We start from the raw sequence: 15125 nt of genomic DNA, 5'->3' as shown, positions 1-15125 counted from the left end.
GATTATGAATACTTTTATTAAAAAATTAAAATACACGCCTTTATTAGCCGTTCTTTTGGTGACAGGTTGTACCAAGAATTTTGAGAAAATTAATACCGATCCGGATGCATTAAATGATGTTCCACCACAAAATATGTTGGTCAACGTGATGCGAAATGCTGGAGACCAATTTGGTGGCGACGTTGATGGTTATGGTACATTTGCTGGATATATTGTCAAAATTCAATATCCCGATAACCTGAGTGGATTGATTCCGACAAATAATACTTATGGCAATCGTTGGGCCGCTTGTTATTATAATATCACCCAAATGAAAGACTTGCTTAAAAAGACAGATGATAAAGCTGAAGGGTATAAAAATACTAGGGCTATAGCAAGAATTTGGAATAACTATATGTGGTCCTATTTATTGGACGGATGGGGTGATATTCCATATTCAGAGGCATTTAAAGGTCGGCCAGAAGATGGTTCGGTATTGAAAGCCAAATACGATAAACAGGAGGACGTTTTTCCTGCAGTATTGGCGGATCTTAAATCCATTGCTGATGAGTTGGCAGCTGGTATTGGAACGGATGATGTTGGTAACTATGACGTGATCTATGGACAGGCTAATAGTGGTAGTCCAGATGTAAAAACACAAATGTTAAGGTGGCAGAAGTTTTGTAATTCGCTGCGCTTACGGATGGCAATACGTATTTCTTCTGTTGCCCCGGCTTTGGCTAAATCTACGATTGAAGAAATTGCTGGAAATAAGACGAAATATCCAATCATTGAAACCAATTCGGAAAGTTGTCAAATGTTTTTCCCTGGAACACTGCCCTATATGGAGCCTTGGTATGAGTCTGGTATTTACGGTAAACGCATCAATAACTGGGGAATGTTCGATATTTTTATCAATCATTTAACGGAAACGAACGACCCTCGGATTGAGTCGATCGCTCAGAAAAATAATGCCGGTAAATATGTTGGATTTGTTAATGGTTCGTTAACCAATCCTTCGCCATCAACGTCAATTTCATGGATTGGATTACATTACATCAATAATCCTGCTGGGGCAGTACCTTTTTATAAAGCCTGTGAAACTTATTATATGTTGGCGGAAGCCGCATTATTGGGTTATAATGTTGGAATTACGGCTAAAGCAGCCTATGAAACAGCCGTTAGGCTTTCTATGGAAGATAATGAGGTTGCTGAATCAGCTGTGAATGCTTATCTAGCCGGAGCGGGAAAATTTGATGGAACAAAGGATCGTATCTATTGGGATATGTGGGTCGCTTTATTTAAAGAAAATTTTGAAGCCTGGAGTTTGTATAGAAGGACGGGAATTCCTAGCACCAACTATCCTTCAAAAATTCAAAATTCAGCAACTCCACATACAGATCAACCATTTCGACTGCCTTATCCGAATAATGAATACCTATATAACAAGGATAACGTTACAGCCGCTGCACAAGGGACTGTGGATTATAACTGGGGAAAACGCTTATGGTGGGCTAAAAATAACGGTAAAAACTAGTTTAAAATGCTTTATTGAGCGGGTATCGAAAGATCCCGCTTTTTTTTACTCGTTTAGATAACATTTTGCTACCCTTTGTAGCAAGGAGTCCTGTTAACATTTCGGATAGAGCCTCAACATCAAAAGCTGAGGCTTTTTAATTGATCATGTATCCTCCCTTAGAAAAAATAGTACACGGTTGTAAGGCCATTTAGCAGACTGAGGGGAAGCTTTACCACTGAAATAATTTATTTATAATTAATAGGGGCTATTACCGTATTTTCTTCTGTCATTGACCTTTAATGTAGAAAATAATTTGTTTTATTGCGGTGATAATTAGTATCTTTAAGAGGAAGGGCCTCAAAAGAATTCCTTCAGACTAAGTAAACTTAAGTAGTCGCTGTAACCTGCATCTAAAGGAGGTTATAGGGCTTGGAATTTCAAATTCGATATTATGATAAAATCCCCGGGCTTCCTTTTTAAGGAAGCGATCAAGAATGAAAAACCATTACAAATTGTTGGAGCGATTAATGCTAATCATGCGCTTTTGGCTGAGCAGGCTGGTTTTAAAGCTATTTATCTTTCTGGAGGCGGTGTTGCAGCAGGTTCACTTGGAATTCCAGATCTTGGGATTACAACACTTCAGGATGTTTTGATTGATGTGGATCGCATAACAAATGTGTGTAAACTACCCTTGCTGGTGGATATTGATACTGGCTTCGGTCCTTCGGCATTCAATGTGGCACGTACAATAAAGTCTTTAATTAAAGTGGGCGCGGCGGCAGTTCACATGGAGGATCAGGTGGGGGCTAAACGTTGTGGTCACCGGCCTGGGAAAGAGCTCGTCTCGCGATCTGAAATGGTTGACCGCCTAAAGGCGGCCGTGGATGCACGAACGGACGAGCATTTTGCCATTGGTGCACGTACGGATGCACTTGCTTCTGAAGGCCTTGAACTTGCTTTGGAAAGAGCGGTGGCTTATAAAGAAGCTGGAGCGGACTTTATTTTTGCTGAAGCAGTACATCATCTGGAGCAATACGTTCAATTTAGTGCAGCAACTGGCCTTCCCATTTTGGCGAATATCACCGAATTTGGACAAACACCGTTGTTTAGCCTGAATGAACTACGTCAAGCCGATGTTTCTATTGTTCTTTACCCACTCTCTGCTTTCCGCGCCGCTAATAAAGCGGCTACAACTGTTTATCGTCATATTCGGGAAGACGGCGGGCAGGTTAATGTAATCGACGACATGCAGACGAGAGAAGAGTTATACAGAAGTATTGATTATTATGCCTATGAAAATCGATTGGATCAATTGTTTAACAAATAATTATATTCAGATGGAAGAGACAAACAGCACAGGTTTTAAGCCCAAAAAAAGTGTAGCACTCTCTGGTGTAGCAGCTGGTAATACGGCTTTGAGCACTGTCGGAAAAAGTGGTAATGATCTGCATTATAGGGGTTATGATATTTTAGATCTGGCGCATCAGGCAAGTTTTGAAGAGGTCGCTTATTTACTTATTTATGGAAGTCTACCAACACAGGCCCAGCTCGTCACTTATCAAAGTCAGCTGATCAGTCAACGTGGTCTGCCTATTACTGTTCAACAGGTCCTCAAGCAGTTGCCATCGACGGCACATGCCATGGATGTTTTACGGACTTATGTTTCTTTTTTCGGCAGTGTTTCGCCCGAGAAAGACAGTCATCCCATTGCTGGTGCCCGTGACATTGCAACTCGCCTGATGGCTTCGATGGCCTCAGCACTCTTGTACTGGTATCATTTTAGTCAGCATGGACGTGAGGTGCAGGTAGAGACATCAGATGCAACGTTGGGCGGGCATTTTTTGCATCTGCTACACGGAAAATCGCCGTCGTCTTCTTGGGTAAGAGCGATGCAGATTTCACTCAATTTATATGCCGAACATGAGTTTAATGCATCTACATTTACAGCTCGGGTAATTGCCGGTACAGGATCAGATATGTATTCCTGCATCGCTGGCGCAATAGGTGCGCTACGTGGACCTAAGCATGGCGGAGCTAATGAGGTCGCTTTCGAAATTCAGAGTCGTTATGCAAATGCTGATGAGGCGGAAGCGGATATCCGGAAGCGATTGGCAAACAAAGAAGTCATTATTGGTTTTGGCCATCCTGTATACACAATCTCGGATCCAAGAAATCAAGTGATAAAACAAGTCGCAAAAGAGCTGTCGGAAGAAGCGGGCGACATGACGCTCTACCTGATCGCTGAGCGGTTAGAAAAAGTCATGTGGGAAGAAAAGAAAATGTTTCCGAACCTGGACTGGTATTCTGCGGTGTCCTATCATATTATGGGCATTCCAACGGAGATGTTTACGCCATTATTTGTTCTCTCGCGTACTACTGGCTGGTCAGCGCATGTTTTCGAACAGCGTCAAGATGGAAAAATTATCCGGCCGAGTGCAAACTATGTTGGTCCCGATGACAGACCGTTTGTACCTCTTTCCGAACGGTAAATTCGGGTCGGGAAAAGGCGTTAAAAGGTGCTTTTTGAACAGGGGGCTCTGAGGAAGAATTTAGCGCAGGAAAAAACGAATTATATTAATAAATAGAACGAGAGTCTTATACGAAATACACGAATGAGTTCAGCAATATCAAATGAAAGACCACAACCAGATCAGGTTTTAGTGGACATTGTGGACTATGTCCTAAATTATAAAATTGAGGAAAAAGTCGCTTGGAATACGGCCTTTTACTGTTTTCTTGACACCATTGGCTGCGGCTTGGAAGCATTGACCTATCCTGCCTGCACCAAATTGTTGGGGCCAGTTGTGGCCGGGACCATTGTGCCGAACGGTGCTCGGGTGCCGGGTACAGATTTTCAATTGGATCCCGTTCAGGCAGCATTCAATATCGGCACGATTGTTCGATGGTTGGATTTTAATGATACCTGGCTGGCAGCAGAATGGGGACATCCATCCGATAATCTAGGGGGAATTTTAGCAGTGGCAGATTGGTTGAGCCGAACGAATATTGCGAACGGGCAAAAACCGCTGAAAGCTAGGACGGTTCTTGAGGCAATGATTATGGCCCATGAGATACAAGGTGTCTTAGCACTTGAAAACTCGTTTAATAAAGTGGGGCTAGACCATGTTATTTTGGTGAAGGTAGCTTCAACAGCGGTCGTAGGTAGGCTCATTGGCCTCACAAGAGAAGAGCTGCTCAACGCGGTTTCTTTGGCTTTTGTTGATGGACAAGCCTTACGGACTTATCGGCATGCGCCAAATACCGGTAGCCGAAAATCATGGGCAGCCGGCGATGCAACTTCGCGTGCTGTCCGATTGGCCTTGATCGCAAAAACTGGAGAAATGGGCTATCCATCTGTTTTGACAGCACCAATATGGGGATTTTATGATGTGTCTTTTAAGGGGAATCCATTTAAGTTTCAGCGAGGATATGGATCTTATGTGATGGAAAATATTCTCTTCAAAATTTCATTTCCCGCAGAATTCCATGCACAGACAGCTGCCGAAGCGGCAATGCAGCTCAATCAACAACTGAAAGAATTTGGAAAAAGCAGTTCAGATATCGCCCGTGTAACCATTCGTACACATGAAGCTGCTATCCGGATTATTGATAAAAAGGGGCCTTTGCATAATCCTGCCGACCGCGATCATTGTATCCAATATATGGTTGCTGTGCCTCTAATCTTTGGACGTTTGACGGCTGATGACTATGAAAATCATATCGCTTCGGATCCAAGAATTGATATACTGCGCGATAAGATCTCCTGCGTGGAAGATGCTCAATTCACCGCTGATTATCACGACCCACAGAAACGTGCCATATCAAATGCTTTGACAATTGAACTGGTTGACGGTACAATATTGCCTGAATTGGTCGTTGAATATCCGATAGGCCATCCAAGAAGGAGGGCAGAGGGAATTCCTAAATTAATCGAAAAATACAAAACAAATCTTGCTCGGGTATTTTCTGAAAAACAGCAAAAGGAAATACTTACAGCTACTTTGGACTACGATACTTTTCTCGAACAGGATGTCTCGCAGCTGATGGATCTGTTTGTACGCTAATGATATAGAGAGGACGGGGTGATCAAACTATTTGTTTTGTCACCCCTGCTTTCGTTTCTATTACAGCGTTAAACTACACCGAATATTCTTTTTAAGGTCGCAACCTTTTGTTTTGTTGTTTTTATGATTACCTGTACTTTAGTGCACTTAAACAGCTTATGCACGCTTCTTTAGACGAAAGAACATAGATTGGCTAATCTATCGCCAATTTGAGTCAAAACCGCTATAAAATCTGAAATTCTCTTTTGCCAGTTCTCTTAAAGATTCTGGTATATCCCATTGCTCACCTTTGGCCTGAAAGTCTTCGCATTCAGCAATGAAAGTAGGAAGCGTTGTACGGTCGATATGTCCAAATACTCCACCTGTATAGGATGCATACCCTACACCTAAAATAGAACCAATATCGCCATCGATGGGTTGGTTGAGTACGCCTTCTGCGAGACATCGATAGCTATCCAATGCCATGACATGCAACAAACGTTTCCGGATAATTGAAGGTGTTACATTTTCCTTTGCAGATGCAATTACAGGGTTTTTCCAAATGGTTTTCTTTTTGGTTTCAACGTCATAATCGTAAAATCCAGCGCTCGATTTTTTTCCTTTTCGTTCCTGATCGACCATTCCTTTGAGGTAGGTATATGCACGTTTTTGGCTGGCATGCAGACCGGGTAATTGATCATAAACGTGTAGCATCAATTCCAATGATATCTCATCCAATACTGCCAATGGGCCCACGGCAAATCCTGCAGCCATCGCTTCCTCTTCGACCAGTGTCGGTGAGATGCCTTCCAGTACCATTGTAATACCTTCGAGTAAATAATTGAAGAAAATACGTGAGGTGAAAAAACCCGGACCATCCTGCACGACTATTGGAATTTTATTGAGGCGTAAAGCTGTGATAAGTGCTTTCTCTAAGGTTTTTTGCTCGGTTTGTTTACCGCAGATGATTTCGACAAGGGGCATGCGGTCAACAGGCGAAAAGAAATGCATTCCTATAAATTTTTTAGGATCATTGGTTGCTTTAGCAAGCTCAGTAATAGGCAATGAAGTGGTATTTGTAGCGAAAAAGCCATTTTCGTTTAAATAGGGTAGGCTTTCTTTTGTAACCTCAGCCTTTAGGTGGAAATCTTCAAATACAGCTTCTATAATGCAGTCAGATCCATTAAGGTCATCGACTTGGTCAGTTGGTTTTATGCGTGCAAGCAATTGCTCCCGTTGTGATGGGCTCATGGCTCCTAAAGCCAATGATTTTTCACAAACCTGGCTAGAATAGGCTTTGCCCCGTTCGGCTTGGGGAAGTGTAACGTCTTTTAAAGCAACTTCTATTCCTGCCCGGGCGGCCTCATAAGCAATCCCCGAGCCCATCATCCCAGCACCCAGTACACCTATTTTATTTAACTTATAGTTGTCGAGATGTTTTATTCTATTGGGTGATTTTGCCAATTGGACAGCATAGTGAAGTGTACGGACCATGCTGAGTGGTTCGGGGCGATTTAAGACTTCCAGATATAAAATTGCTTCTCTCTCACTAGCTTCAACCGCTGTGGATGACGGGTTTTTTCTTAGTAATTCAATAACTGCGTTTGTGCCAGGGTACAAACCGCGTGCTTTTTTTTGGATAGTAAGAATTGCTTCAGGCTTCAGTTCGTCAGTTTGTTCCGTGTGATGGCCAGCATTGGTGTTGGGTAGATTAAGTATCCAGTTTATTGCTAATGATAGGCTGTCGCTTGGCTTCTGCGTCAATTCATTGATTAACCCAAGTTTATGCGCTTCTTCACTGCTCAGAAGTTTGCTTTGTGTCAGCAGATTTAGGGCATTTTCAGTACCTATCAATGCTGGTAAATAGATCGTTGTACCAAAAGCTGTAAACAAACCATACTTACTCTCCGGAAAGCCAAACTGAAGTTTTTCGGAGGCGATACGACAATTAGACCATAGCATCGTCGCTAGGGCCATAGCTGTACAATTGTCTGAAATAATAGATACAATGGGTTTTTTAAACGTTTCCCAATGCAATACTTTTGATGTAAGCTTGTATAAGTCCGAAGGTCTTGAGCGGCTTGAAGAAAACTGCTCAAATAATTGCGTATATTCGATTTCTTTGTCTTGAATCGGGCAGCTATATACGACACCTATGGTATCTTCCCGTTCGAGAATGAACGTAACCAAATCAACAAATTGCGTGAGATAGTCTATAATGTCCAACTGCTCGGGAGCTGCTGTCGATAGCGGATGGATTGTAATGATGTGATGATTATCCTGTTCTACACGAAAGAGCGTGTGGGTCATATAAGATTTATTTTCATCCATTGTGCTTGGTGATAATTTTTAAAAAGCTTTCTATTGTTTTGACTTTCCTGATTGATAAGTCACATGATCTATTGTCATTTTCGCGATAATTTCAAGCATGATTTCTGAGGTTCCCCCGATAATGGTGCCGACACGGACATCGCGATATAAACGTGCGATTTTATAATCTTCTGTAAACCCATAACCACCAAATAATTGGAGGCATTGGTTTACGACATTGACGGCGAGCTCACTTGCTTGTAGCTTCGCTATGGAACATTCTTGGACTGCATATTCGTTTTGGTCCTGGAGATCACAACAATGGTAGACAAAGGCTTTCGTGGTAGCGATATCTGCTGCCATTTGTGCGATTCGGTGCCGTATTGTTTGAAATTCCTGGATTTTTTTTCCAAAGGCTTCACGTTGTGCGATATAATCAAGTGTATACTGAAATGCGGATTCTGCGGTAGCGAGACTATGGATAGCTGCGGTAAGCCTTTCCAATTGAAGTCCATCCATTAAATAGCGAAATCCTTCTCCCTCCATGCCGATGAGATGAGAAATAGGGACTCGTACGTTATTAAACCCTAGCTCGGCGGTATCAGAGGCGTGCCAGCCTAGTTTATTGATTTTGCTTGACGAGACCCCAGTTGCATTTCTGTCAATAAGTAATAAGCTTATACCCTTTGTTCCCTGATCAGAAGCAGTTTTGACTGCTGTAATGAAGAAATCACCGTAATAACCGTTGGTAATAAATGTTTTAGATCCATTGACAATATAAAAATCGCCATCCCGGACAGCTGTTGTTTTGATCTGCTTTACGTCAGAACCAGCCCCGGGTTCAGTAATAGCAACAGCACTGACCATATCACCGGCAATAACCGGTTTAAGATAGCGTATTTTCAGATCTTCTGATCCATATTTCAGTAGGTATGGAGCCGACATAAACTGAATGACAAGTGCGGAAATGGTAAATCCTCCAGAAAAACAATACGATAATTCTTCGCAGAGTATCAAGGAATAATAAAAATCAAGCTCTAGTCCACCATAAACTTCTGGATAATTGAGTCCCATCAATCCCATATCACCCATTTTCTTCCACACATTTCGGTCGATCTCACCCCGTTTTTCCCAATCATCGACGTAAGGTGTAATTTCTTTTCGAATAAATGCGCGAAGTGTATCGCGAAAAATCTGATGCTCAGCTGTAAACTTGATTGTCTGCATAATCGTTTATCTTGCTTTTGGTTATCTTATGTAAGGCGGTCTTTTGAATGACCATCTAGTAGGATGTTATCTAAACGAATTTAACGAAAAGCCTTGGCTTTTTGCAAATTTTTATTCTTTATTTTTCGTTCAATTGGTTAAGTAGGGAAGTTTTTGCATTATTTTTTTTCTATTTATTCTGTTTTGATAAAAAAAATAAAACCGACTTGTTGTGGGTTATCTGTTATATTTTTTATCTTTAAGATTAGGAAGGGTTGTTGGGGATATGCTAGCAATAAGCCCTCAAAATTTTAGCAGAACAATTATAAACTTTTTATATCATGTCAAAGAGTGTATTTATCGTTGCAGCGAAACGCACACCAATTGGAAGTTTTGGTGGTGCCTTGTCATCTATTTCGGCGCCAAGTCTTGCGGCCCAGGTTGTTGGGGCTGTAGTTGATGAGGCGGGTATTTCCCGCGATATAGTGGATGAGATTATTATTGGTACTGTTTTGCAAGCTGATTTGGGACAAGCGCCTGCCCGGCAGGTAGCCCGGTTAGCAGGTTTGTCGGATCATACCGCTGCAACGACCCTTAATAAAGTATGTGCTAGTGGAATGAAAGCAATAGCTGTTGCTGCGCAAAGTATTCTATTGGGAGATGCTGATATAGTGATTGCTGGTGGGATGGAGAGCATGAGTAGGGTGCCATATTATACGAATAGTATGCGTTGGGGGGCCAAATTTGGAGCTCAGAGTCTTGTTGATGGTTTACAACGTGATGGTTTGAGCGATGCTTATTCGAATGATGCAATGGGAATGTTTGCAGAGTTGTGTGCCGAGAAATATCGTATTGGCCGTGAAGAACAGGATACTTATGCGATAAGTTCCTATAAAAGAAGCCTGGACGCTTGGCAAAAAAATAAGTTTTTAAACGAGGTTCAACCTATAACGATACAAAGTCGTAAAGGAGACGTCGTCGTTTCGCGCGATGAAGAGTTTTCGCAGGTCAATTTTGATAAGATACCTGAGCTTAAGCCCGCCTTTAAAAAAGAGGGGACTGTAACTGCCGCAAATGCATCGACAATAAGTGATGGTGCTGCTGCGGTGCTGCTTATGTCTGGCGAGAAATTGGAAGAACTTGGACTTGTTCCCTTAGCAGAGATTATTGCTTATGCTGATGCTGAACAGGCTCCGGAATGGTTTACGACTACACCAAGTGTAGCCACAGAAAAGGTGTTAAAAAAAGCTGGATTGACACTAGAAGACATTGATTATTTTGAATATAATGAAGCTTTTTCCGTGGTGGCTTTGGTGAATGCACAAATTTTGGGTTTACCCATGAACAAAGTAAATGTTTATGGAGGAGCGGTATCTTTGGGGCACCCATTGGGATGTTCGGGCGCTAGAATTGTTGTAACACTAAGCAGCATCTTAAGACAGGAGGGGGGATCAGTAGGGCTGGCAGCGATATGCAATGGTGGCGGTGGTGCCTCTGCAATGATTATTAAAAAGATTTGATGCTTCTTCCAGATAAGATTGCTTTAATTTTATCTGGAAGAAGCTCACGCTTATTGAATTCGGGTGTTTTTAACCACATAGCTTCCTGGAAACTTATTTTATTTGCTATACAGGGTCGTACTTCTACTCCTCATATAGACGGCTTGCCTCTACTCCATGGAGCGCCAGTTCTGATTCGATTTCCGTTGGGTTGAGTCGAATGCCTTCTATGGTTAACAGATTATAAATAGAATCCAAGTCGAGCTTCCATTCGTGGATGCCATTCAGTTTTTCAACAGCTTGTTTGATTTTGTCTACAAGACTGGGATGTTGTGCATTAGTTTCGAAAATGAGCTTTTCCATAGTGTTTCATATTAGGCCTGATTAAAAATCAGGCGGGTTTAACCAAAATAGCGTAGACAATCATTTGATCGGCTAATTACAATAGTCTCAATATAAGGATAATAATCTTAAATTAATGCTTTGAAATGACTAAATTGTAATGAAACTGTTAATTTTTGTAATAAATATATGGAAATTTTATAGTCGTTAGATTGCCTTTAAAACACCGGATTTCATTTTATTGTAATCGAACAAGTCTATATGTGGATTTCGGATTTTCTAATACGACGTTTTCATTGGTATAGAAATTTTAAGTAAGTTTGAAATGAACATGACGACTGAGACCTCGAATATAATCATCCTGTTATTGCTGGCAATTGTTGCTTTAATATCGGGTTTGTACCTCTTGTTAAGACAAAAATATAGGAAACTTGAGGTAGAAAATAAACGACAAAAGGAGCTTTTTAATCGTATGGACAATCAGAAGATTGACGATTTCCATCGGGCCCAATTAAATCCCCACTTGCTTAAAAATTCATTGAACGGAATACTTTCACATGCCTATCAAACCTATTACACCATGGATAAGTTGGCTATGGTATTGGACTACGTTTTGTATGAAAGTGAAGATGAACTCGTTTCACCTAAAGCAGAGATTGAGTTTGCGCGTAATCTCATTGAGATTAATAAGGTAAAACTGAGTCCCTTATTTGATATACGCGTTAAGTTTGATATTGATGAACTAAATAGTTCCTTGTTGAATACACCTTCATTGGTCCCTTTGATGTCTGTGGATTTAATTGAAAACGCATTTAAACATGCAGATTTCCATGGCCCTGATTCTTTTATTTCTATCATGCTGACCTTTAAGAATGGTTTGCTGGAGCTCATTGTGAGCAATCGAATTTCAAAACGTTCGCCCCTACAAAAGGCCAAAAGTGGAATAGGCAGCAAAACGTTGGAAGAGCGTCTCATGTTGTATTATCCAGGTAGACATCAACTGCGTCGATTTGTAGAAAATGATGTCTATACTGCCAACCTTCAAATTAGATTGTATGCGGATTGAAAGAAGTTTGAAATGTGTTCTTCTGGATGATGAAATACCAAGCTTGAGGTTCTTGAAAATGCTCTGTGAGCAAATTCCAGGGGTAGAGGTGGTGAAAACCTTTAATGAACCAGCAGCATTGTTGAGAGAATACCGTTCACTAAGTTTTGATTTTTGTATTCTGGATATTGAAATGCCGGAATTTAATGGATTTGATGTAGCCAGAGAACTCAAGGATTTTCCGATTGTTTTTTCTACCGCATATAAACAATATGCGAGCGATGCTTTTGATATTAATGCTGTAGATTACATGCGTAAACCAATATCTCTGCAACGTCTTCAGCAGGCCATTATGAAAGTAGAACAAATAATCAATAATAAAGCTGAAATTGTCTCGTTTGCACAGTTTAATACGAATAAAGGAAAAACGGTATTGTATTTCGATCAGATTAACTATGTTCAAATAGCTGAAGTAGACAGCCGTGATAAAACAGTTTATTTGGCTGATGGTTCGTTCATTTTGTTGAAAAATATAAGCTTCGATAAGTTGATGGAGATTTTGCCTGAGCATGACTTTATACGCATCAATAAAAAAGAGATCATTGCAACCAAGATCGTTAAATTTTTCTCCGCTGATCAAATAACAAGCAACTTGTTTGACGAACAGGATATGCCTCTTTTGTTTAATTTGGGGGAATCGTACAAGAAAATGTTTTTCGAGAAATTCAGTTGATTACAATTTTTTTTTGTTTCATTACATATTTCCTTCCACCTAGCAGCTGAAAAGCACTAAAACTCTTACAGAATTATATTTTTGTTGAGACTGTATTTTATCCCTCCTTGTTTAGAGAATATTGGTTGGGACTTAGTATGCTATTGTCATTATATTTATTTTAATTGCTATTGAAGATGAGGAAATATAAGAATACAATTTTCTATGTAGTTTTAGTTGGTACATTACTTGGGGTGATGTATTGGGTGATTCATTTGGGGGCACAGCTAGAGGCTCCAGAACTACTGCGTGGGGAGAAAACAAGTCAAGGTGCCTGGAAGGATTTTACATCAACTTTATTCCATAGTCTGCAGCATCCGCTAGCGATATTATTGGCTCAAATCGTGACGATCATTATCGCGGCACGTATTATGGGCTGGATTTGCATTAAGATTAAGCAGCCTGTGGTAATCGGAGAGATGCTCGCAGGTATCATATTGGGACCATCATTGCTGGGGCTCTATTTTCCTGAATTTTCGCATACACTTTTTCCTGTAGAATCGCTCAGTAATTTGCAGTTTTTGAGTCAAATTGGGCTAATCTTATTTATGTTTATCATTGGAATGGAGCTGGATCTGAATGTGCTGCGAAATAAAGCGCATGATGCTGTTGTCATTTCTCATGCAAGCATTGTGATCCCATTTACGTTGGGAATTTCATTGGCTTATTTTTTATACCTATTCCATCCACCTACAAATGTAGAGTTTCTATCCTATAGCTTGTTTATTGGTATTTCCATGAGTATCACAGCATTTCCTGTCCTTGCCAGAATTATACAAGAAAGAGGATTGCAAAAAAGTAAGCTAGGTGCAATGGCGATTACCTGCGCGGCTGCAGACGACATTACGGCTTGGTGTATACTCGCTGTCGTAATTGCAATCGTCAAAGCCGGCGATTTCGCCAGTGCGTTGTATACAATAGGGCTTGCTGTTGCTTATGTGCTCATTATGATTAAGATCGTGCGCCCATTTTTGATGCGCGTAGGAGAGGTTAAAGGGAGTAAGGAAGCTTTGAGTAAACCTGTTGTTGCTATTTTCTTTATTGTGCTGTTATTGTCTGCTTATGCAACCGAAGTAATCGGTATCCATGCCCTTTTTGGTGCATTTATGGCGGGAGCAATCATGCCCGAAGGAAGTCGATTCCGAACAGCATTCATCGAAAAAATCGAAGATGTCTCTACTTTGTTGTTGTTGCCTTTATTTTTTGTCTATACTGGACTGCGTACGCAGATCGGTCTACTTAATGATCCTCAGTTATGGATGATTACCGTTGGTATTATTTTGGTCGCGGTTATTGGGAAATTTGCAGGTAGTACGTTGGCGGCACGTTTTGTCGGTCAAAGCTGGAAAGATAGTTTGAGTATCGGCGCGTTAATGAATACGCGGGGTTTGATGGAGCTTATCGTCCTCAATATTGGATACGATCTTGGCGTTTTAAGTGCTGAATTATTTTCGATGATGGTCGTTATGGCCTTAGTGACCACCTTTATGACAGGGCCATCCTTAGATCTCATCAATTTTCTCTATAGACCAAAGAAAAGTTTATTACAGCAAGATATCCAGGATAAATCAAAATTTAAGATTTTATTGTCTTTTGCGAAAAGTAATACCGGGATTTCACTACTGTATCTAGCTGATGCTTTAACGTTGAAATCGAAAAAGAATGCTGAAATTACTGCATTACATATTGAACCCTCCAACGAATTACATCATTATGAGGTGGAAACCCAGGAACTGGATAGTTTTCGTGAAATCAAGCAGGTCGCTCAGCAACTCGAACAGCCTATTCAGACAGTATTTAAAATTTCTAGTGATATCGATAGCGAGATTGTTCAAACTTCCAATGAGCGCGATCAGGATTTATTACTTTTGGGTGTCAGCGAATCCATCTATGAGGGGAGTTTATTGGGACGATTTTTAGATTTTACTACGCGGATTGTAAATCCTGAAAAGTTATTCCATACGGTTACAAATGCCGAGTCTCCCTTTACGACATTTGACAGAAATCAGCAGATCAACGCCAAAGTGAATGCAATGGTAGGCATTTTAATTGATAAAGACTTTGTGAAGGCGAAGCGAGTGATAGTTCCTGTTGTTTTGAAAAATGATGAATTTCTATGTGAAATGATACAGCGCCTGATTCAACATTCGGATGCCCAAATTATCGTTTGGGATCTCAATCAAGTATTGAGAAACACTGCGGGGTTCAAAGAAAAACTTAGGCAGTTGGAACAACTTGTTCCAAACCACCTCACAATAACTGAAAGAGAATTAAATAGGGAGGCCTGGCAGGAACAGGACTTAATGTTGATCAGCCTGCCCAGCTGGAACAAAATTGTCAATAAAAAAGTACATTGGCTTCCTTTCACGCCATCGACATTGTTGATGGCGGATCGTAAGCCATAAATAAA

Annotated in this window: 11 protein-coding genes; 8 read left to right on the top strand and 3 right to left on the bottom strand. The window is 40.8% G+C overall.

Going from position 1 to position 15125, the window contains the following annotated elements; all coding sequences use genetic code 11:
* Positions 1-4: 4 nt before the first annotated feature.
* From K2F45_RS16770 to K2F45_RS16755, 4 genes are all read left to right on the top strand, one after another.
* The gene (locus tag K2F45_RS16770; RefSeq protein WP_075993175.1) at positions 5-1516 is read left to right on the top strand and encodes a SusD/RagB family nutrient-binding outer membrane lipoprotein; all 1512 of its coding nucleotides are present in this window, start codon (positions 5-7) and stop codon (positions 1514-1516) included.
* 433 nt (positions 1517-1949) lie between these two features.
* Positions 1950-2825 (top strand): methylisocitrate lyase, encoded by an 876-nt coding sequence (gene prpB / locus K2F45_RS16765; protein ID WP_075993174.1) that lies wholly within the window; start codon positions 1950-1952, stop codon positions 2823-2825.
* A gap of 10 nt (positions 2826-2835) precedes the next feature.
* Positions 2836-3987, top strand: coding sequence for a bifunctional 2-methylcitrate synthase/citrate synthase (gene prpC / locus K2F45_RS16760; RefSeq protein WP_075994858.1), 1152 nt, complete (start codon positions 2836-2838; stop codon positions 3985-3987).
* Positions 3988-4110: 123 nt separating this feature from the next.
* Positions 4111-5562, top strand: coding sequence for a bifunctional 2-methylcitrate dehydratase/aconitate hydratase (locus K2F45_RS16755; protein ID WP_075993173.1), 1452 nt, complete (start codon positions 4111-4113; stop codon positions 5560-5562).
* A gap of 198 nt (positions 5563-5760) precedes the next feature.
* Here K2F45_RS16755 and K2F45_RS16750 read toward each other — a convergent pair whose 3' ends face one another.
* Positions 5761-7872, bottom strand: a complete 2112-nt coding sequence (locus K2F45_RS16750) for a 3-hydroxyacyl-CoA dehydrogenase NAD-binding domain-containing protein (protein WP_075993172.1) — start codon at positions 7870-7872, stop codon at positions 5761-5763.
* 30 nt (positions 7873-7902) lie between these two features.
* Entirely contained in the window at positions 7903-9078 is a 1176-nt protein-coding gene (locus K2F45_RS16745; RefSeq protein WP_075993171.1) for an acyl-CoA dehydrogenase family protein, read from the bottom strand.
* 320 nt (positions 9079-9398) lie between these two features.
* Between K2F45_RS16745 and K2F45_RS16740 the strand changes: the two genes are divergently transcribed.
* Positions 9399-10577: a thiolase family protein gene (locus tag K2F45_RS16740; protein ID WP_248931923.1), complete on the top strand. Its 1179-nt coding sequence runs from the start codon at positions 9399-9401 to the stop codon at positions 10575-10577.
* Positions 10578-10700: 123 nt separating this feature from the next.
* Here the strand turns inward: K2F45_RS16740 and K2F45_RS16735 are convergent, their stop codons facing one another.
* Positions 10701-10919: a hypothetical protein gene (locus K2F45_RS16735; protein ID WP_075993170.1), complete on the bottom strand. Its 219-nt coding sequence runs from the start codon at positions 10917-10919 to the stop codon at positions 10701-10703.
* Between the two features lie 304 nt (positions 10920-11223).
* Here K2F45_RS16735 and K2F45_RS16730 point away from each other — a divergent pair, with 304 nt between their 5' ends.
* The 3 genes from K2F45_RS16730 (at position 11224) to K2F45_RS16720 (ending at position 15120) form a co-directional block, all read left to right on the top strand.
* Positions 11224-11964, top strand: coding sequence for a histidine kinase (locus K2F45_RS16730; protein WP_157626133.1), 741 nt, complete (start codon positions 11224-11226; stop codon positions 11962-11964).
* Positions 11954-12676 carry a LytR/AlgR family response regulator transcription factor gene (locus tag K2F45_RS16725; RefSeq protein ID WP_075993168.1) on the top strand — a complete coding sequence of 241 codons (723 nt, stop codon included), beginning with the start codon at positions 11954-11956 and terminating at the stop codon, positions 12674-12676. Before K2F45_RS16730 ends, K2F45_RS16725 begins: the two co-directional genes overlap by 11 nt.
* 176 nt (positions 12677-12852) lie before the next feature.
* Positions 12853-15120: a cation:proton antiporter gene (locus tag K2F45_RS16720; protein ID WP_075993167.1), complete on the top strand. Its 2268-nt coding sequence runs from the start codon at positions 12853-12855 to the stop codon at positions 15118-15120.
* The last annotated feature ends 5 nt before the right edge of the window (positions 15121-15125 follow it).

The sequence above is a fragment of the Sphingobacterium siyangense genome, from assembly GCF_023277505.1.
Lineage (GTDB): Bacteria > Bacteroidota > Bacteroidia > Sphingobacteriales > Sphingobacteriaceae > Sphingobacterium > Sphingobacterium siyangense.
The sequence above is the reverse complement of the archived record's forward strand: the minus strand, read 5'-3'. Positions and strand labels throughout refer to the sequence as shown.